The organism is Herbaspirillum sp. C7C8 (assembly GCF_022627875.1).
In the GTDB taxonomy this organism is placed as follows: domain Bacteria; phylum Pseudomonadota; class Gammaproteobacteria; order Burkholderiales; family Burkholderiaceae_D; genus Herbaspirillum.
This window is the reverse complement of sequence record NZ_JABXGG010000004.1, coordinates 215,586-235,517: the sequence shown is the minus strand read 5'-3', so window position 1 is coordinate 235,517 and position 19,932 is coordinate 215,586. Positions and strand designations below refer to the sequence as shown.

15 protein-coding genes are annotated in these 19,932 nt (G+C 64.1%); 10 read left to right on the top strand and 5 right to left on the bottom strand.

Features of this window, described 5'->3' with window-relative positions:
* Positions 1 to 57 precede the first annotated feature (57 nt).
* The 3 genes from HWE01_RS07555 to HWE01_RS07545 all read right to left on the bottom strand — a co-directional run bounded on the left by HWE01_RS07555 (position 58) and on the right by HWE01_RS07545 (position 1,967).
* Positions 58 to 768 carry an energy transducer TonB gene (locus HWE01_RS07555; protein ID WP_241821457.1) on the bottom strand — a complete coding sequence of 237 codons (711 nt, stop codon included), beginning with the start codon at positions 766 to 768 and terminating at the stop codon, positions 58 to 60.
* On the bottom strand, positions 768 to 1,175 hold the full coding sequence (locus HWE01_RS07550) for an ExbD/TolR family protein (protein ID WP_241821456.1): 408 nt from the start codon (positions 1,173 to 1,175) through the stop codon (positions 768 to 770). Before HWE01_RS07550 ends, HWE01_RS07555 begins: the two co-directional genes overlap by 1 nt.
* Positions 1,176 to 1,370: 195 nt before the next feature.
* On the bottom strand, positions 1,371 to 1,967 hold the full coding sequence (locus tag HWE01_RS07545) for a hypothetical protein (RefSeq protein WP_241821455.1): 597 nt from the start codon (positions 1,965 to 1,967) through the stop codon (positions 1,371 to 1,373).
* A gap of 256 nt (positions 1,968 to 2,223) precedes the next feature.
* Between HWE01_RS07545 and HWE01_RS07540 the strand changes: the two genes are divergently transcribed.
* Positions 2,224 to 2,580 (top strand): MarR family transcriptional regulator, encoded by a 357-nt coding sequence (locus tag HWE01_RS07540; protein WP_008334438.1) that lies wholly within the window; start codon positions 2,224 to 2,226, stop codon positions 2,578 to 2,580.
* A gap of 116 nt (positions 2,581 to 2,696) precedes the next feature.
* On the top strand, positions 2,697 to 3,467 hold the full coding sequence (locus HWE01_RS07535) for a CDP-diacylglycerol diphosphatase (RefSeq protein ID WP_241821454.1): 771 nt from the start codon (positions 2,697 to 2,699) through the stop codon (positions 3,465 to 3,467).
* A 9-nt stretch (positions 3,468 to 3,476) separates the two neighbouring features.
* Here the strand turns inward: HWE01_RS07535 and HWE01_RS07530 are convergent, their stop codons facing one another.
* Positions 3,477 to 4,367: a LysR family transcriptional regulator gene (locus HWE01_RS07530; protein ID WP_241821453.1), complete on the bottom strand. Its 891-nt coding sequence runs from the start codon at positions 4,365 to 4,367 to the stop codon at positions 3,477 to 3,479.
* A 143-nt stretch (positions 4,368 to 4,510) separates the two neighbouring features.
* On the opposite strand from HWE01_RS07530, the gene HWE01_RS07525 reads away from it, so the two are divergent.
* The 5 genes from HWE01_RS07525 to HWE01_RS07505 all read left to right on the top strand — a co-directional run bounded on the left by HWE01_RS07525 (position 4,511) and on the right by HWE01_RS07505 (position 10,283).
* Positions 4,511 to 5,257 (top strand): SDR family oxidoreductase, encoded by a 747-nt coding sequence (locus HWE01_RS07525; protein ID WP_241821452.1) that lies wholly within the window; start codon positions 4,511 to 4,513, stop codon positions 5,255 to 5,257.
* Positions 5,258 to 5,482: 225 nt separating this feature from the next.
* The gene (locus HWE01_RS07520) at positions 5,483 to 6,739 is read left to right on the top strand and encodes an Hsp70 family protein (RefSeq protein ID WP_008334449.1); all 1,257 of its coding nucleotides are present in this window, start codon (positions 5,483 to 5,485) and stop codon (positions 6,737 to 6,739) included.
* A 142-nt stretch (positions 6,740 to 6,881) separates the two neighbouring features.
* Positions 6,882 to 7,730 (top strand): MurR/RpiR family transcriptional regulator, encoded by an 849-nt coding sequence (locus HWE01_RS07515; RefSeq protein ID WP_241821451.1) that lies wholly within the window; start codon positions 6,882 to 6,884, stop codon positions 7,728 to 7,730.
* Between the two features lie 416 nt (positions 7,731 to 8,146).
* Positions 8,147 to 9,595, top strand: a complete 1,449-nt coding sequence (locus HWE01_RS07510) for an MFS transporter (protein ID WP_008334453.1) — start codon at positions 8,147 to 8,149, stop codon at positions 9,593 to 9,595.
* A 22-nt stretch (positions 9,596 to 9,617) separates the two neighbouring features.
* Positions 9,618 to 10,283 carry an aspartate/glutamate racemase family protein gene (locus HWE01_RS07505; RefSeq protein ID WP_008334460.1) on the top strand — a complete coding sequence of 222 codons (666 nt, stop codon included), beginning with the start codon at positions 9,618 to 9,620 and terminating at the stop codon, positions 10,281 to 10,283.
* Between the two features lie 19 nt (positions 10,284 to 10,302).
* On the opposite strand, the gene HWE01_RS07500 is transcribed toward HWE01_RS07505, so the two are convergent.
* Positions 10,303 to 11,145, bottom strand: coding sequence for an aldo/keto reductase (locus HWE01_RS07500; protein WP_008334461.1), 843 nt, complete (start codon positions 11,143 to 11,145; stop codon positions 10,303 to 10,305).
* A 188-nt stretch (positions 11,146 to 11,333) separates the two neighbouring features.
* Here HWE01_RS07500 and HWE01_RS07495 point away from each other — a divergent pair, with 188 nt between their 5' ends.
* From HWE01_RS07495 to HWE01_RS07485, 3 genes are all read left to right on the top strand, one after another.
* Complete coding sequence (locus HWE01_RS07495) at positions 11,334 to 13,607, top strand: CHASE2 domain-containing protein (RefSeq protein ID WP_241821450.1); 2,274 nt, start codon at positions 11,334 to 11,336, stop codon at positions 13,605 to 13,607.
* 573 nt (positions 13,608 to 14,180) lie between these two features.
* Positions 14,181 to 15,845 (top strand): ShlB/FhaC/HecB family hemolysin secretion/activation protein, encoded by a 1,665-nt coding sequence (locus HWE01_RS07490; protein WP_034351600.1) that lies wholly within the window; start codon positions 14,181 to 14,183, stop codon positions 15,843 to 15,845.
* 1 nt (position 15,846) lies between these two features.
* Positions 15,847 to 19,923 carry a beta strand repeat-containing protein gene (locus HWE01_RS07485; RefSeq protein WP_241821449.1) on the top strand — a complete coding sequence of 1,359 codons (4,077 nt, stop codon included), beginning with the start codon at positions 15,847 to 15,849 and terminating at the stop codon, positions 19,921 to 19,923.
* The last annotated feature ends 9 nt before the right edge of the window (positions 19,924 to 19,932 follow it).

The window sequence follows — 19,932 nt, the reverse complement described above, 5'->3', positions numbered from 1 at the left end:
GTTGGACTACATGTTGAAATCGTTGCGCCCGGCTACCGCCCCTTTCTGCAGGGCAGCTCAGACGGGAATGAATTCCAGATCGGCAGTGAATCGGTGCGTGCTCTCGCCCTGGTAGCTGTCTTGCGGGAAGGGGGCAAAGGTGGCGCGGTGGATGGTCTTGCGGGCCGCGTCATCGAGCAGCATGGAGTTCGAGGAACTCTCGATGCCGCTGTCGACCACGCTGCCATCGCGCTTCAGGACGAACCACACGCGCACCTTGCCTTGCGGCCGCAGGGTGCTGGCCTCGCGGCCGGTCGGATAACGCTTGATGCTGTTGAGATGCGCACGCAGCAGGCCGACGTAGGTCTGTTCGATCCTGGCGGTATCGACCGGCGGCGGCGCCGGTGGTGTCACCGCAGCGGCCTGCACCGGGGGGGTAGCCGGGGCGCTGGCGGCCGGCAGGATGGGCGCTTCCGACGACGGCGGCGCCGGTTCCACCGGTGCCGGCGCTTGCCTGACCGGGGCCGGCTTGGACACGGGCTTGGGCGCTTCCTGTTTCCTGGGTGGTTCCACGGGTTTGGGCGGCGGCTCCACTTGCGGCTTGGGTTGCGGCGGTGTGGGCGGTGGTGGCAATTCGGTCAGCGAGATCTGCACCGGCTGCGGATCTTCCTTGCGCTTGAGTTCGCTGGCCTTCTGCACCCCGGCCAGGATGAGCACGGCCAGCACCAGCAGCGACGGCAGCGTGGCCAATGGCTCACGCAAGCGGAAGAGGACGGGAACGTTCATCATCATGGCCTGCGGGTGGCAATCGAGATGGAATCGAAACCGCCCTTCTTGAGCGTATCCATCACGTCGACCAGGCGCTGCACTTCCACGCCACGGTCGCTGTTGATGATGAGGTTGAGTTTTTCGCCTTCGCCGCGCAGCTTGTCCAGGCGGGCGGTGAGCGCGTCCAGGGTGGTGTTCTCGCCATCGACCTGGATCACCTCATCCTTGGCGATGGTGATGACGGCCTTGGTCTGCGGTTTCAGGTCCTGGGCGGTAGACGAGCTGGGCAGCCGGGTCTTCAGTCCCAGTGCCGGAATCACGTTCAGGCTGATCAGCACGAAGAAGACCAGCAGGAACATCATCACGTCGATCATCGGAATGATCTCGACACGGGCCTTCCGTTTTTTGGGTTCGTCCCAACTGCGCATGCCACACTCCTCGAAGCTTCGTTATACGATTTGTAGCGCTATAGTTTTTATAGCGATGCGCAGCGTAGCGAGGAAATGTGTCGTGCGTATTACACCATGCAGGTTTGCGTTAAGCGGTGTGAAGCAATGCTGACGGTCCACCGCCTGCATGAAGATGTCGCTGACGCCTGCCGGCGACAGCGGTGGAAGTCGTGATCAGCGGCGTGGCAGCGGCCTGCGCGGCAGCAGCGACAGCAGCAGCTTGCACAGGTAGACCACGATCAGCGAGCCGGAGAGGTCGCCGATGGACATGACCACCAGGCCGCTCCAGAAATCCGGATAGACCCCGCGCAGGACGAACCAGATCAGCTGGAACAGCGGATTGGAGAGTGCATACAGCAGGATGCAGGCCATCAGTCGGGTGGTATTGAGGTTGACCAGATTGCGGCCCAGGTCCAGGCCGGAGAGGGTGAGCCGGTAGGCCAGGTAGGGGGCAGCGGCGGAGATCAGGCAGTAGCCTGCCGCCGTGACCAGGTCGTGCGGGAACAGCTGGTAGGTCGCCGCCGTGGCCAGCGAGCCCACCAGCAGGCCCACGCAGCCGGCCTCGGCAAAGAGCAGCGTGCAGATCAGGCGTACCCCGGCAGGCAGGTAGATCCAGGCAATGCCCTCGGTGAACTGGGTGCGCCGGAACAGCCATTCATTGATCGAATAGAACAGGAAATAGCACAGCGCCGTACCGGCAATGGCGGCCAGGTGGGTGCGCAGGGCAGGGCGGAGGTCGGAGGAGGCTTGCATGACGGGAGGGGGAGACATGCGCAACGGCGCGTATGTTACCCATTAAGCTGGCCGGCTGCACCTCCACAATTTTCGACAGTGTGGCGTGCCAGCCGCGCAAATGGTCGCGCAAACGGTCGCAGTGGACGAGTTGGCGCCGGTCAAGACCTTAAAGATTGCACTTTCAGGCAGGGCCGGCGTATGATTCGCTATCAATTCTGGAACGATGTGGCAGGCAAATGGGACCCCGCCAGTCGTACCGCACTTGCAATACAACAACCAACACCATCGTCACATGGGTAAAAACAAGCGGCCGGCGGACATCTACCTGCGATTTCTGCAACTGGCCGAAGCACTCCGGGGATTGCCGTCACTGGCCACGCTGGATCCGCTCGAAGACCGGATCCTGGCTTTCATCGCCCGTGCCGGGCAGGAGCAGCAACGGCTGTCGGTACGCGACCTGATGGCGCAAAGTGAATTGGGCTCGCCGGCGATGCTGCATACGCGCCTGAAATCGATGCGCGAGAAGGGCTGGATCGTGCTGGCCGATACCGAAGACCCGCGCCGCAAGCAGGTCGAACTGAGTCAGGCCGCCTGGCTGCATTTCGACAAGCTCTCCAAGTGCCTGGTGCAGGCCACGCGCGACAAGTGATCGTCCGGCACCGCTGTCATCCTCCGGAAACACCGGGCCGCTAAGCTCACGCTCTGGCTGCAGCGTCCACTGTCCACTATCCTGAGGTCGCGCAGCGTCTTGCCCGGATGATGTCGATGCGACCGTTTTCCCGTTTTCCTTCCTGCTTCTCTTCCCTCTTTTCGCTCTGCCTGCTGCTGGCGGGCGGGGCCACGCCGCTCACACCGGCCCTGGCCGCCGACCCGAACAAGCTGTGGGAAATCACCAGCCAGCAATGCGTGCCCGGCATGCAGGCCAGTGGCCAGCCGCAGCCTTGCGTGCTGGTTGACCTGGCGCGGGGCTTCGTGGTGCTCAAGGATCTGGTCGGTCCCGCGCAGTACCTGCTCATGCCGACCCGTCGCCTCACCGGCATCGAAAGCCCGGAACTGCTGGCACCGGATGCGCCCCCTTACTGGGCCTACGCGTGGGAGCAGCGCGCTCGTGTGGCGCAGGCGCTGGGACGCTCCTTGAGCGACGAGCAGCTGGGGGTGGAAGTCAATTCGGCCGCGGCACGTTCGCAGTTGCACCTGCATCTGCACATCGACTGCATGCGCCGCGACGTGGCCGCCAGCCTGGCCGACCATCGCGATGATCCCTTGCAGCACTGGCAGCCATGGTTCTTCGAGGGCCATCGCTATTGGGTGATGCGGCTGCCCGCCGATGCCCTGGTCCGGCACGATCCCTTCAGGCTGGCCGCTGAACGCAGCGCCTATGCGGCGGCCAACATGGCCGCGCAGTCCTTGCTGCTGACCGGTGCGCGTTTTGCCGATGGCAGCAATGGCTTCTTCCTGGTCAACATGGCGGTCAACTTCGACCAGCAGGAGCCGGGCAGCGCCGAAGTACTGATGGATCACGACTGCCGCTGGTAAGCCCCGGTCTCAGTGGGCGAATTCGCGCACCAGGGTATCGAACACCAGCCGCAGGCGCGGCGGTACCGGTCCGCGTTGTGGACGGTAGAGATACATGTCCCAGGGGTCGGGCTCGTGGTCGGCCATGACCGGCACCAGGCGACCGGCGGCGATGTCGTCCTCGCACAGAAAGCCGGCGATCTGGCCGATGGCCACGCCACTTCTCACCAGCAGATATTCCCCCTCCGAGTCATCGCAGAGGAAGCGTGCATGATCGGCCATCCACTGGTTCTCCTGCTGGAACAGCCAGGGCCAGGGCCGGCCCGTGCCGCGATCCAGCATGGCCGTGCAGGGCAGGTTGCGCAAGGCGTTGGCATCGGTCGGTATGCCGTGGCGCCGCAGGAAGCGCGGCGTGGCCACCACGTGGAAACGCACCTTGCCCAGGCGGCGTACCACGAAGCGATTGTCCGGCACCGTACCGATGCGGATGCCGATGTCGATCTTCTCCCCCACCACATCGGCGCGCTGGTCGGTCAGGCGCAGGTCGAAGCGCAAGCCCGGATGCGCCCGTGCCAGTCGTTCGACGAGCGGTAGCAGGCGGTTGCGTCCCAAGGCCGAGGGCGCAGCCAGGCGCACCAGTCCGCTCATCTCGTCCGTCGGGCTGCCGTTGTCCGTGTCGAACAGGCCATCCAATTCACGCAAGCTGAGGAGGGCGCGTTCGGCCAGGGCCTCGCCGAAGCTGGTGATGCGTACCTGGCGGGTATTGCGATGGAACAGCATCTCACCCTGCAGACGTTCCAGTTCCTGAATGGCCCGCGTGACGGCCTGCGGCGAAATGCCCAGCCGGATGGCCGCCTCCTTGAAGCTGCCGGTATCGGCAGCGGCGCAGAAGATGCGCAGCATCTCCAGTCGGTTGAGCATGATGATTCCTGAAAATGGAATTCTGTAATCTTAACATTTCCATTGTTTGGCATATTCGTGCCACCCATAATCCTTCCATCGACAAGCAGTAACGACAAGCAGCAACGACAAGCCAACCCGTCAATACCGGAAAGGAATTCATCATGAGCAACAACATCAAGGACAAGGTCGTCGTCATCACCGGAGCCAGCAGCGGCCTGGGCGAAACCACCGCACGTCATCTCGCTTCGCTGGGCGCCAGGCTGGTACTGGGTGCACGCCGCACCGAGCGGCTCGAAAAACTGGTGGCCGACATCACCGCCGCCGGTGGCCAGGCCATCGCCGTCACCACCGACGTCTCCCGTCGTGACGATGTCGAGGCGCTGGTCGCCAAGGGAGAGCAGCACTTCGGTCGCATCGACGTGCTGATCAACAATGCCGGCATCATGCCGCTGGCGCCGATGGCCAGGCTCAAGGTCGAGGAGTGGGACCGCATGATCGACGTCAACGTCAAGGGCCTGCTCTATGGTGTGGCCGCTGCGCTGCCGCGCTTTGCCGCGCAGGGCGCCGGCCATTTCATCAACGTATCGTCGGTGGCCGGCATCAAGGTCTTCGCCGGCATGGGCACGGTCTACAGCGCCACCAAGTTCGCGGTACGCGCCCTGACCGAAGGCCTGCGCGCTGAAGCACCGGACGGTGTGCGCACCACCATCATCTCCCCGGGGGCGGTGGATTCCGAATTGAAGACCCACAGCAGCGACAAGGAGACCTCGGAAGCCCTGCTGGCCTGGTATGAGGCCAACCAGATCCCGGCCGATTCGGTGGCACGTGCGATCGCCTATGCGATTGAACAACCGGCCAATGTGGATATCAGCGAAGTGGTGCTGCGGCCGGTGGCCCAGGAATTCTAAGAATTCTAAGTTTTCCACAAGCGATCTTCTTCGCGCCTTACGACGGCGCCGGTGGGCAGTGATGCCTTCCGGCGCCGTTTTTCGTGGGCTTGTTATCCTGCCATTGCCGTATCGGCAATGATTTCGCGGCGGCATGTTGTTTGCTTCAAACGCTGCAATGCGCGCGTGCAGACAAGCACGGTGCTTTTCTATATGATTGCCGGCCCAAAAAAGAAGGAGTGATCGATGGCGAATGCGTGCGGTGTGGATTTCGGCACCTCCAATTCCACGGTGGGCTGGCTGCGTCCGGATGCCGGGGATTCTCTGCTGCTGCCGCTGGAAGACGGCAAGCCCACGCTGCCTTCGGTCGTGTTCTTCAATGCCGACGAGAACAGTTTCAGCTATGGTCGTGCCGGGCTGGGCGAATACCTGGCCGGTTACGAAGGCCGCCTGATGCGCTCACTGAAGAGCCTGCTGGGCTCCGGCGCCATCGATGGCCAGACCGAAGTGGGCGGGCGCGCGCTGCCCTATCGGGGGCTGCTCTCGCAGTTCATCGGTGAGCTCAAGCAGCGCGCCGAGCGTACCGCCGGGACCGCGTTTTCCCAGGTGGTGCTGGGGCGCCCGGTGCACTTCGTCGATGAGGATGCTGCCGCCGACCAGCTGGCCCAGGATACGCTGGAGCAGATTGCGCGCGATGTCGGTTTCAAGGACATCGCCTTCCAGTTCGAACCCATCGCGGCCGCCTTTGATTACGAATCGCGCATCGACCGGGAAGAGCTGGTGCTCATCGTCGACATCGGCGGCGGCACCTCCGACTTCTCGCTGGTGCGTCTGTCGCCCCGGCGCGCCGCGCGCAGCGAGCGGCGCGACGATATCCTGGCCAATGGCGGCGTGCACATCGGGGGTACCGACTTCGACAAGTACTTCAGCCTGGCCTGCGTGATGCCGCTGCTGGGCCTGGGCGGGCGCCTGCTGGGCAATGCCGAGATCCCGTCGAGCTACTATTTCAACCTGGCCACCTGGCACACCATCAACCAGCTCTACACCCGCAAGGCCTGGCAGCAACTGCAGGACGTGGCGCGTGAAGTGGTCGACCGCGAGCGTTTTGCGCGCCTGCTGGACGTGGTCGAGCAGCGCTGCGGCCACTGGCTGGCGCTGCAGGTGGAAGCGGGCAAGATTGCCCTTTCCACCGCCGACCAGACCCTGCTGGAGCTGGATCGCCTGCGCCAGCCCGAGCAGTTGCCGATCTTGCGCAGCGACTTCAACGGAGCCGTCGATCACCTGGTGCAATCGGTCGAGCAGACCGTTCTGGCACTGCTGCAGCAGGCCGGTTTGCGCGCCGACGACATCGACAGTGTCTTCTTCACCGGTGGTTCCAGCGGGGTGCGCCTGCTGCGCGAACGCATCGGTGCGCTCGCCCCGCAGGCGCGTCATGTGGAAGGCGATCTGTTCGGCAGCATCGGCAGCGGCCTGGCCATCGACGCCGCGCGCAAGTTCGGCTGAGGCCGCAGCGCGGTCCTGCTGCTATACAATGCGGCGACCCGGTCCGGATCGCGTGGGTTTGGGGCGATATGAAGCAAATCGTCACAGACGGCATCGCCTGGGCCTGCATTGAACCGCATCGCGGATTGATCCCCGTACCGACATGAAACCTTCTGCCGAATCCTTCGTGCGCCGCGTGCGCAGCAAACTCGACGAGCTCTCCAGTACCGAGCGCCAGCTGGCAGAGTTCCTGCTGGAGTTTCCGGGCGAGCTGGCCAGCTATGCCGGCAATGAACTGGCGCAACTGGCCGGTGTCTCGCCCTCGACCGTGAGCCGTTTCATCCGCCGCGTCGGTTACGACAGCTACGAGGAGGCGCGGCGCCACGTGCGTGAGGAACAGGAGACCGGCTCCCCGCTGTTCCACGCCAGCAGCCCCGCTGCCGCGCGCCAGGTGCGTTCGGTGGCGGCGCACTTCCAGCAATCCCAACAGAACCTGGCAGCAACCTTCGAGCGTCTCTCGGATGCGACCCTGGCCGAGATCGCCCGTGCCATCGTCGCCGCGCCGCAAGTGCTCATCTTCGGCAGCCGCAGCAGCCAGGCCTTTGCGCTCTATCTGCGCTGGCAGATCATCCAGGTCTTGCCGCGCGTGACCTGCCTGCCGGGGCCGGGCGAGACGCTGGGGGAATACACCGCCGGTTTGTCCGAGCGCGATTGCGTGATCGTCTTCGGCACCCGTCGCCAGACCGGGCAGATGCAGCGCCTCCTGGAGGCGGCCACGCGCACTGGTGCTGATCTGCTCTACATCAGCGACCAGGCGTCGGCCGACTATGCCCCTGCGACCTGGTCGTTGCAGGCGCATTGCCGTGGCCCCGGTTCTCTGGACAACCACGTTGGCGTGATGGCCCTGTGCGATCTGCTGGCCACCCTGGTGATCGAGGCCAGCGGTGCCGCCGGGCGCAAGCGGCTGGCGGCGGTGGAGCAGGAACACGAGGAACTGGGCGACTTCGATTGAGTTGCTTGACTGAAATGGCGCATGTTCGCCATCGGGAAGATATTGAAATCCCGATTTCATCCCTGCCTTTATTCTGACTCCCAATTTTCATGCGTGCCGCCCCGTCGCGGTGCGCCGAGCTGGCTGACTGCCCTCTTGCGGCGCACGCCGGCGCCTCCCGGGCGACCACTTTCTTCTGAAATCCGGATTTCATCCAGTGCAGCAGTCTGGCACGAAGATTGCTGGTGCACCGCATGTCTGAAATAATAATTTCAATAAATCATATAAATTGAAATTGTACTTTCATTCACGGGCATGCTGGACTACAGTACTTTCGCGGCCACCGAAGCAGGGCGGCGTGGTTCCACAGCCTCGCATCATCCGATGTGCACACCGAGCAGCACTCATTGGACCTTTCAACGCAAGAGGAGCAGACCATGGCTGGACCCACACTTTCGTCGCCCGACCTGCCGCACTCATCGCGCGTGGCCGAACTGGACGGCGCGCTGGACAAGATCGGGGTGACCCGTTCGCATCACACCATCATCTTCCTGATCCTGATCGGCTGTCTGTTCGACGCCTTCGAACAGAATGCCATCGGCCTGGTCGGCCCGCTGCTCAAGCAGCAGTGGGGGTTGAGCGCGACCGACATCGGCCTGCTCAATACGGTCACCTTTGCCAGCGCCGCCATCGGCCGCATCGTCTCCGGTCTGGTGGCTGACCGCTATGGCCGGCGCGTCATGCTGAGCCTGGATCTGCTGCTCTTCACGCTGGGCGCGGGCATCTGCGCGCTGGCGCCGGACCTGACGGTAATGGCCGTGGGGCGCGCCATTGTCGGCTTCGGTCTCGGGGGCGAGATCGCCATTGCGGTCACGATGCTGGCCGAATTCTGTTCCAGCAAGTTCCGTGGAACGGCCGTGGGGCTGGTCAACGTGGGGGCGGGCGGCATGGGCAATTTCCTGGCGCCGGCCTTTGGTCTCTTGGTGTTCACGCTCTTTCCCGGTGAGAACAGCTGGCGCTGGCTGTTCTTCTGCCTGATGCTGCCAGCGCTGCTGGGCGCCTTTTATCGCCGCTACATCCCGGAGACGCCGCGTTTCCTGCTCTCGCGCAACCAGGTCGCGCAAGCCAATGCGGTGCTGGCACGACTGGCCAGCGGCAAACTCTCTGGTCCGGCGCCACAGGGCCGTGACTGGATCAGCGACGATGGTCGCCACGAGCATGCCGCCTCGGTCAAGGTGCGCTCCATGGAAATCTTCCAGGGTCCGCTGGCTCGCCGCACCCTGCCGCTGTGTATCGCCATCTGGATGACCTATGGCGCGCAGATTTCGGTGCTGACCCTCATGCCGACCATCCTGGTGAGCCTGGGCTATACCATTTCCAAGAGTCTTCTGTTCACCATGGTCATGCAGAGCGGCAGCCTGCTGGGGGCGATTGCCGCCTCGGTGTTCGGTTTCCACCTGCCACGCAAGCGCGTGCTGACGGTGGGCGCCATCTGCGCTTGTCTGGCGGCGCTGGCCATTGGTTTCCTGGCCAAGAGCATCGTACTGATTCTGGCGGCCGGTGCGGTATTCCAGTTCTTCGTGCTGTTGCTCAACACCACCATCTGGATCTTCGCGCCCGAACTGTATCCGACCCGCGTACGCGCCTTCGGCACCGCCTTCATCCTTGCCACCGGCACGGCGGCCGGGGCATTCATGCCGCTGGCGGCCGGACGCCTGTTCGATGCCTTCGGCCTGGCCGGCGTCTTCGGCATGATCGCCGTCATGTACGGCATCTTCACCGTGGCCATCCGTACCATGCCGGAGACTTATGGCAAGTCACCCGATGCACCGCTGGAAGAAACCGCTTCGCAAGCGGTGGTGCAGGCAGCGGTGGCGCGTAGTTGATGGTCTTTTTCATGAGTCTGGCATGCCGCATATCCTGTTGATCAATCCCAATTCTTCCCAGGCCACCACCGAGATGATGGTGGCCATTGCCCGCGCCTGGCTGCCATCGGGGTATTCGCTCACGGGCGTGAGTGCGCGCCGGGGGCCGGAGATGATCGTCAATGCCGTGGAGCTGGCAGCGGCGGGTGAGGAAGTCCAGCGCAACTGGTGCGAAGGCGGACGGCACAGCGCAGGTGCCATCATCAGCGCCTTCGGCGATCCTGGCATCGAGCGTCTGCGCGGGCTCGACGGGCGTCCGGTCGCCGGACTGTGTGAAGCGTCGATGCTGGAGGCGGCCGAGGGTGGCCGGCGTTTCGGTGTGGCCACCGTCACCCCGGAGCTGGCCGAGGTGATTGGGGAAAAGGCGCAGCAGGCCGGCGTTGCCGCGCTCTATACCGGTATCAGCCTGACTGCCGGAGATCCGCGTACGCTGGCGGCTGATCCGCAGGCATTGGAGCAAGCGCTGGCGCAGGCCGTGCGCGCTTGCGTGGAGCGCGATGGGGCCGAGGCGGTGGTGATCGGCGGTGGACCCTTGGGGCAGGCGGCGACGGCCCTGGCGCAGCGTTTTTCCGTGCCGGTGATTGCGCCGATTCCGGCAGCCGTACGCTATTTGCTCAAGGCCCTGCGGGCCCTGGACGCGGCAGCCTGACGGCTTCTGGTCCATTTCTTCACAACATCGCCAGCGGCTGCTTGCGTCGCGGCGGCGGGAAGGCCGCGTCCAGCTCGCTGATGTCATTTTCATTCAGTTGCAGTTCCAGGCAGGCCCGGTTGGCCTGCACGTGCGCCAGCTCGGCAGCCTTGGGGATGGCGATCACGCCCGTGCGCCGCAATACCCACGCCAGCGCCACCTGTGCCGGTGTCACGCCGTGGCGCTGCGCCACCGCCTTCAAGGCTGGCTGCTTGAGGATGCGTCCCTGCTCGATGGGCGAATAGGCCATGACGGCCACGCCACTGTCTGCGGCCTGCGGCAGCAGGTCGTATTCGATGCCCCGGCGCGAGAGGTTGTACAGCACCTGATTGCACAGGACCTGATCGCCGCCGGGTTGAGCGATCAGCTCGTCCATGTCGTCGGTATCGAAATTGCTCACGCCCCATCCGCGAATTTTTCCCTGCGCCATCAGCGTCTGCATGCCCGCGATGGTGGCCGCCAGCCGATGCGATCCGCGCCAGTGCAGCAGGTAGAGGTCCAGATGGTCGGTGCCCAGGCGCTTGAGGCTGGCCTCGCAGGCGGCAATGGTGCCGCGCTCGCTGGCGTTGTGCGGCAACACCTTGCTGACCAGGTAGACCTGCTCGCGCCGGCCCGCGATGGCGCGGGCGACGATGCGCTCGGATTGGCCATCTGCATACATCTCGGCGGTGTCGATCAGGGTCATGCCCAGGTCGATGCCGGCCTGCAGGGCGCGCACTTCGGCGCTGGCGGCAGCGGACGACTCACCCATGTTCCAGGTGCCTTGGCCCAGGATCGGGACTGGTGTTCCATCGCGCAGGGTGAGCGAGGCAATCGGCTTCATGCAGGACTCCTTCATCATGGACGGGAAAACATTAGAACCCATTTTGCGCATCGGTTCACCGCACCCCGCGCTCTCGTCAGCATGGGAATGATGCCGGTGGGTAACTTCCGCAAGTCCCTGCCGATTGTGGGCACAGGCAACTGGTGGCATGATCGCAGCCAATCAAAAAGGGAATCGGGGGAAAGTCCATGTTGCGTCGTTTGCGTACCGCCTTGGCCAAGTATTGGGCGCGCTGGCTGCTGGCACTGTTGCTCATCGGTCTGGCCGAGGCAATGGTGTCAGGGCTGTTGCCCAATCCGGTGGTCGAGCGCATGGACCTGTTCTTCTATGACTTGCGCATGCGGGTGGCCAAGCCCGCGCTGGACCCGCGCATCGTCATCGTCGATATCGATGAACGCAGCATCGACGAACTCGGGCGCTGGCCCTGGAGCCGCGACCTGGTGGCCAAGCTGGTCCAGCAGATGACGCAAACCTATCAGGCCCAGGCGGTCGGTTTCGACGTCGTCTTTGCCGAGCCCGACACCACGTCGGGCTACGGTCGCCTGGAAGATCTCGCGCACGGTCCGCTCAAGGATGTGCCGCAACTGGCGCAGCAGCTGCGCATGCTCAAGCCGCAGATGGATTACGACGGTCGCCTGGCGGCAGCCCTGAAGGGGCAGCCGGTGGTGATGGGCTATGCGTTCTCCAATGAGAGCGGCGCCGTGGTCAAGGGCGAGTTGCCGCCGCCGGCCTTTACCGTGGCCGACCTGGGCGGGCGCGATGTGGACGTGGTGCGCTGGCGCGCCTATGGTGCCAATCTGCCGCAGCTGCAATCGGCGGCGCGTGCCGGCGGTTTCTTCAATCCGGTCCCCGATGAGGACGGACTCATCCGCACCGTCTCGCTGCTGGCGCGGCATGGCGACAATTTCTACGAGTCGCTGGCCCTGGCCACCGCACGGGTGGCCGTGGGCGGCAAGCGCATCAAACCGGTCTTCCTGACCAGCGCCGATGGCTTGCTGGGGAGCCAGAAGGAGAATTACGACGCCCTGGCCGCCATCGCCGTGGAGGCGCGTCCGCAACCGCTGATCATTCCGGTGGAGCGGCGGCTCACGACCCTGGTGACCTACCGCGGGCATGGCGGGCCGCAGGGCGGCGCCTATCGTTACGTGCCGGCGATCGACGTGATCCGTGGCACCTACCCGCATGACCAGCTCGATGGCCGCATCATGCTGGTGGGCACCACCGTGCCCGGTCTGAACGATCTGCGGGCTACGCCCGTGAACCCGGTCTATCCGGGAGTGGAGATCCATGCCAACCTGATCGCCTCCATCATCGATGACGACTTCAAGACCCGGCCCGATTTCGCCGCCGGCTATGACGGGGTGCAGGTGGTGCTGGCCGGCCTGCTGCTGGGCCTGCTGCTGCCCATGCTGGGACCGCTGGCCTCGATGCTCCTGTCGCTGAGTACGGCCGGTGCACTGGCCTGGCTCAACTACTGGCTCTACGACAGCGCCGGCATGGTGCTGCCGCTGGCCTCGGTGCTGTTGCTGGTGGCGCTGCTGTTCATCAGCAACCTGGGCTGGGGCTATCTGTTCGAGTACCGCAACCGCAAGGCCATCGTCAATCTGTTCGGTGAATACGTGGCGCCGGAACTGGTGGCCGAAATGGCGGCCAATCCGGCCAGCTACAACATGGAAGGCGAGATCCGCGAGCTGACCGTGATGTTCTCCGACGTGCGCGGATTCACCACCATCTCGGAGAGCCTGCAACCCAATGAGCTGCGTGAATACATCAACCTCTATCTGACGGCGATGTCCGAAGACATTCGCGGCAATCGCGGCACGCTCGACAAGTACATCGGTGACGCCGTGATGGCCTTCTGGGGTGCGCCGCTGGATGTGCCCGATCACGCCGCCCGGGCAGTAGCCACGGCATTGAAGATGCAGCAGACCACGCTGCTGCTCAACGAGGAATTCACGCGCCGCAACTGGCCGCCTCTGAAGATCGGCATTGGCGTCAACAGCGGCCAGATGCGCGTGGGCGACATGGGCTCGCGCATCCGCAAGGCCTATACGGTGATGGGTGATGCGGTCAACCTGTCCTCGCGGCTGGAGTCGATCACCAAGGTCTATGGCGTGGGTGTGCTGGTGGGGGAGGCCACCCGCCAGGCTGCGCCGCAGTTCGCCTACCGCGAGCTGGACCGGGTGCGCGTGAAGGGCAAGAACGAGCCGGTACCGATCTTCGAGCCACTGGCCCTGGAGAGCGAACTCGATGCCGACTTGCGCGCCGAAGTCCAACAGTGGCATGCGGCGCTGGCGCTGGTGCGCGCGCAGCGCTGGGATGAGGCGCAGCACGCCATTGAACGCCTGCAGGCGACGCAGGCACGCGGCCTCTACACGCTCTACCTGGAGCGCATCGCGCATTTCCGCCAGACGCCGCCTGCGGCGCATTGGGATGGCGTGACCACCTTCGAGACCAAGTGAACGCAATGGCGTGGCGCATGGCACGCAATTGCCGTGCGGAAATCATGCGGCTGATGAAAAACGTACAGCCCCCTGTGCAAAATTTCTCAGCCACTGGCATTGCCTGAATTTCTTTGCATGTTGAAGGTGCAAATCATTTCCGCATGGCAATCAAGCGTCGCGCAATCTGGCGCAAACGCCCACTGCAAGCGGTTTTTCGCCGATTCTTGTCGACGCGGTCAGACCTAGTCAGTATACTTTGCAAGTGTCAAGAGTGATGTCGCCTGGCAAGGTGGCCTCACTGCCGGAGACGATCATCCCTCCTCCAAGAAGGGGCATATCGATGTCCGGGCAGGTCTGCTTCAGGGGTTCCTTTTCGTCTTGTCGTTGGCTGTCGTGGTCCGTTCGCCGCTTGTGTGGCGGACCGGGCCTTGCGTGCGCGTCCTTCACGGGCGCTCGCCGGGGCAGCGTGCGACTGGATGCAGAGGTGGCAGTGTGAGCGTGGCCGGTGCCGCGTTGCACGAGAAGAAAACTGGGAGGGCTCGCCGGGGGCGGGTCACAGAGACAATGAATCGATGCTTTCAGCATTCTCTGATGGGGATGGCGCTGCTGGGCAGTGCCGTGGCCGCGCTTGCGCAGCCGGCGGGCATGGCACCTGGCGCCACGCGCGCGGGCGACAGTGCCCAGGTCCATCAGGACGAGCGTTTCGACATCACCCGCTTTGCGGTCGAGGGCAATACCTTGCTCACGCAGGCCAGGGTGGATCAGGCGGTGGCGCCGTTCCTCGGTCGCGGGCGTGTCTATGGCGATATCCAGCAAGCGCTGGAGTCCCTGGAAAACGCCTACCGCAGCGCCGGTTACACGGCCGTGCAAGTGAGCGTGCCGGAGCAGGAACTCACCGGCGGCGTGGTGCGGCTGCAGGTGGTCGAGACGGTGGTGGGCAAGGTGGTGGTGAGCGACAACCGCCATTTCAGCGAGCAGAACATCCGCGCCAGCATCCCGCAGCTGGTGGAGGGCAGTGCGCCCAACCTGCGGCGCATTTCCGAATCGGTACAACTGGCCAATGACAATCCGGCCAAGCAGGTCAACGTCACCCTGACGGCCTCCGAAGCCACCAACCAGATCGATGCGGCCATCTCCGTCAAGGATGAGAATCCCCTGCGCGTGATGCTCAACCTCGACAACAGCGGCAGTCGCGATACTGGTCAGTGGCGCACCGGCGTGGCCGTGCAGCATTCCAATCTGTTCAACCGCGACCACGTCGCCACGGTGGCCTATACCACCTCGCCCGACAGTCCCTCGGGGGCCAAGGTCGATCTGTACTCGCTGGGCTATCGTCTGCCCCTGTATGGACTGGGCGACAGCCTGGACTTCATCTACGGCAAATCCAACGTCAGTTCAGGTCAGACGCTGGCGGTCAATTCCACGCTCAACATCACCGGTCGCGGTGAAATCTATGCGCTGCGCTGGAACCACTACTTTGCCCGCAGCGGCGAGTGGAGCAGCAAGCTGGTCTTCGGCGCCGATTACAAGAAGGTCGATTCCTCCTGCAGCATCAATGGCGGCCTGCTCAATGGCGCCACCCTCAATACCTGCCTGCCTTATTCCACCTTGCCATTGTCGGTGAGCTACAGCGCGCAGCGGCAGGGCGTGGGCCAGATCGTCGATTACAACCTGGGCATTGCGCGCAACATGGCCACCGGTCAGGCGCGCCGCAACGATACCCTGCAGGTGACGGACCGCTACTCGCTGTTTACCGGATCGCGCCGGTCGATGGACAACTTCATCGCCATCCGTGGTGGCGCGAGCTGGTTCAGGGTCTTCCAGAATGACTGGCAGGTACGTCTGGCCGCTGCCTTGCAGGTGTCGCCGCATGCCCTGCCGGCGGTGGAGCAGTTCGGTCTGGCCGGTGCCAATGCGGTGCGCGGTTTCACCGAGCGCGCCGTAGCGGCCGACAGCGGTGCGGTCCTCAATACCGAACTCTATACTCCGGATCTGCTGGTCAAGACCGAGATGCGCGGCAACCTGCGCCTGTTGGGCTTTGTCGATGCCGGACGCGGAGCCAACAACAACGTCACCTCCGCCTCCACCGTGCCCTCCACGGTCACGCTGGCCAGCATCGGCGCCGGCCTGCGCTATACGCTCGGGCGTGACTTCAGCCTGCGCCTGGATGTGGCGCGGGTGCTGCTCAACGGCAATTCCGTGACCGAACAGCGGGGCGATCTCAACGCCCACCTGAGTGCCATCCTGGGGTTCTGACATGACATCACCATCCACTGCCGTGCAAGTACCGGCCCGTCCGGCCATCGAACTGCTGCCGCCATCGATCACGGTGCGCGTGGGCAAGCGCCGCCTGAGCTTGACCTGGCGCGTACGCAAGCCCCTGCCGATGCTGCTGTCGCGTCTGTTGCGACGCGCCTGGGTGCGCGTGCTGGCGCCGGGCCTGCGCCTGTCACTGGCGGCGGCCGCCGTGTGCGCTGCCTGGCAGGCAACGGCGCTGGCAGCAGCCCCGGCACCTGGCACCCTGCCCACCGGGTGGAGCGTGGTCAACGGCAATCTCAGCTTCAGCCAGAACGGCAACACGCTCAACATCAACCAGCTCTCGCCGCAGGCCATCGCCGCTTTCGCGTCCTTCAGCATCGGTGCGGATGCGACCGTCAACGTGCTCCAGCCGGGTGCCTCGGCCGCCTTGCTGGCCAAGGTGACCGGAGCCGATATCTCGCAGATCTACGGCAAGCTCTCGGCCAATGGCACGGTGGTGCTGTACAACCCCAATGGCGTGGTGATCGGCCCCAGCGGTACGGTCGATGCAGCGCGCTTCATCGCCACTTCGCTGGCCGTGAGCGACAGCGACTTCCTGGCCGGCCGGCTCAACTTCGTCAAGGATGGCACTGCCGGACTGGTGGACAACCAGGGCAAGATCACCTCCGCCACCGGTGGCAGCGTTTACCTGATCGGCGGCAGTGCGTCCAACAGCGGCATCATCACCAGCCCGCAGGGCGAGGTCATCCTGGCCGCAGGTCAGACCGTGACCCTGGCCGATACGGCCACACCGGGCGTGACCGTCAACGTCACCGGCAGTGCCGGCAACGTCACCAACCTGGGCACGATCACCGCCGAGGCCGGGCGGATCGGCGTGGCGGCCGGTCTCATTACCAACAGTGGCGTCATCAATGCCTCCAGCGTGGTGCGTGAAGGTGGCCGCATCTTCCTGCGCGCATCGGGCAACCTGACCACCACTGCCAGCTCCAGCATCAATGCCGATGGCACTCAGGGAGGTAACGTCACCTTGTATGCCGCCAATACGGCCTTCATTGATGGCGACGTGTCGGCACTGGGCACGTCAGGTGCGGGCGGCTTTGTCGATACCTCCGGTCTGAAGCAGCTGGAAGTGGTGAAGGTTCCCAGGGTGGGAGCGGGCGGCACCTGGCTCATCGATCCGCTCAACCTGGATGTGGTATCCACCGGTTCGCAGAATGTGAACATCAGCATTCCTGCCTGTTCGAGCGATTACGCCATCACCTCCACCGGCAGCGGATCAAGGATCACCGCAGAGACCATCACCAGCCAGCTCAACAACGGAACCAACGTCCAGCTGGTGACGGGCGATGGCGAAGGACTGGGCGGCAACATCAACGTCACGGCCAATATCAGCAAGACCGGATCGGCCAACAGTTCGCTCACGCTCAATGCCGCCAACAACATCAGCATCACGGCTGACATCACCAGCCAGGGGGGCGCACTGGATCTGATCCTCAACAGCGGTTACAGCGGGCCGGGGACGCAGGTCGTCTCGGAAGCCCGTGTCCTGGACGAGGGCAAGACGAGTCATCTGAGTACCGTCGACAATGGCGCGCGCATTCTGCTCAATGGCGGCTCCCTGAGCGTCAACGACGGTTCGGCCAGCGGCGATCTGCTCATCAACAATGGCACGGTCAACCTGGGCAGCGGCAACCTGAGCGCGGCCGCGGTGACCGTCAACAGTGCCGGTACCCTGACACTGAACGGCGGCCAGGGCAACATCACTTCGCTCAACAACAACGGTACCGTCAACGTGGCCACGAGCGGCAACAACAGCCTGTCCGTTGGTAGTGATGGCATCACCAACAACGGTACGTTCAACATCAGCGGCAACGTCGCTTCCAGCGGTGATGTGACCAACAATGCCAATGCCACGCTCACCCTCAACGGCGACGCCGCTTCCCTGAACGTGACGGGCAATGCCAGTCTGACCAACTACGGTCTGCTGACGCTGGCCGGTGGCAACATCAGTGCCGCCGCCATCAGCAATGAGGCCAATGGCACCATCGCGGGCAACGGCACCGTTGCGGTCAGCGGGTCATTCACCAATGACGGTGTTCTGGCGCCGGGCAGCGATGGGACTGTGGGCCATCTCATCCTCAGAGGCTTTGGCGAATCCACCGAGCCCCGCTTCAGTCAGGGTGATACCGGGAAGATGCTCATCGATATCGCCAGCGCCGACAGCTACGACCAGATCGACCTGATGGGGTGGTCCTCAGCCAGGCTGGGCGGTACGCTCAAGACCCGCCTGCTGGGCGGCTATGCGCCTACCGGTGAGGTGAGCATCAATCCTTTCAACCTCGGTCAGGGTCAGCAATTGAGCGACTACTTCGGCACCGTGACGGGCGATATCGTCGGCTCGGGGCAGCAAGAGAAGATGTTCAAGGCGGTCTACGATGAGAATGGCCTGGCCAATCTGTCCTTGCGCGGGGCCGAGACCTTCACCTACCAGCAGTCCTCCTATTCCGAGGGGGGCTGGGAAGACCGCTCCAACTGGAGCAGCAACGCCACGGTAGGCAATGTGTCTACCTACATGCCGACGCAGATCGATACGGTGGTCATCACGGGCGATCAGAGCGTCAGGCATGGCAGTGGTGACGATACCGTCGCCAATCTTCAGATCGGGGCCGATGCCCAGCTCAATCAGCAAGGCGGTACGCTCACGGTGCGCAACAGTACCAGCAACAACGGGACCATCAGCGTCAATGTCGCCAGCGACGCCAGTGAGGGCAGCGTTGCCGCCCTGGTGCTCAATGGCACCACCAGCGGCAACGGGACCCTCAATATCGGCGGCACGGACTACAGAGAGGGGCAGACAGTCCTGCTCAACGGCACCGTCACCGTGGCCAGCGCCGCCCAGTCCGGCATGACGGCGGTGCTGACGGCAGGCGACCTGACCCTGGGAGGGGATGTGCGCCTGTCCAACCTGACGGTCTCCAATGGTACCGTCACAGGCAACGTCGGTTCGCGCCTGGTGGTGACCGACTCCTTCAGCCAGAGCGGCGGCAACCTGACCCTGGCCGATGCGGCCCTGTCGCAGGCTGACGGTTCGCTGGCCGTTGGCAACATCACCGCCAACAATCTGGTGCTGGAGGCAGCCAGCGGCAATCTCAGCCAGAACACCGGAACCGCGATGCACGTGAAGTCGCAGTTGATCGCCTCGGCCAGCAACGGCATCACCTTCAACAACACCGGCAACCAGATTGCAGGCTTTGCCGCCAACAACAGCGGCACCGGTGACATCACCTTGAAGAACAACCTCAACACCAGCGATGCCAGTGCGGTCAGCATCAATGGCGTCACGACCACGCGCGGCAATATCAGCATCGACAACACCGGCGGCGTGGTGACCTCGGCCATCGGCGCCAAGGCCAACTTCCTCGGCAGCCTGCCCGCCGAGGCCAGCGGCGCGACCATCAGTACCAGCAGCAGGCTCACCACCCTGGGCATCAACAGCAGTGGCCAGATCAAGACCAGCAACGGTACCGTCAGCGTCGTGACGCACAGCCCGCTGACGATCGGTTCCGGCGGCGTCAGCGCCACCGGGACCATTACCCTGACCGCCAGCGCCTCCTCGGGCAGCAATGACACACTGCTGATCAACGGGGTTCTGGTCTCCACGGGGGGCAACATCACGCTGTCGGCGGGTGATTCGATGACCATCAACGCCAATATCTCGACCTCGCCCCCGGGCGTGGCACTGCTGTCGGTGGCGTCTGGTCAGGTCATCGGTTATGCCCAGGGCGTGACCATCGTTGACGCCAACGGCACCCGCACTCCGGTGACGGGCACTACCAGCAGCTCGACCAACAGCCAGACTGCGCAGGCCGTGCAGCAACAACAGAACCAGCAGAGCCAGGACCTGCAGACCAGTCTGAACAACGCCCAGCCCGGCACGGAGGTGGCTCCCGTCAACGGCAGTGTGGTGCAGCAGACCGGCAATGCCACCCAGACCGTGGGTGGCACGACGGACCACTTCGGTGACGAGGGCGAGGACCGCAAGCAGGCCAAGAAACCGCTGCCGATGTGTACCTGATGTGATACG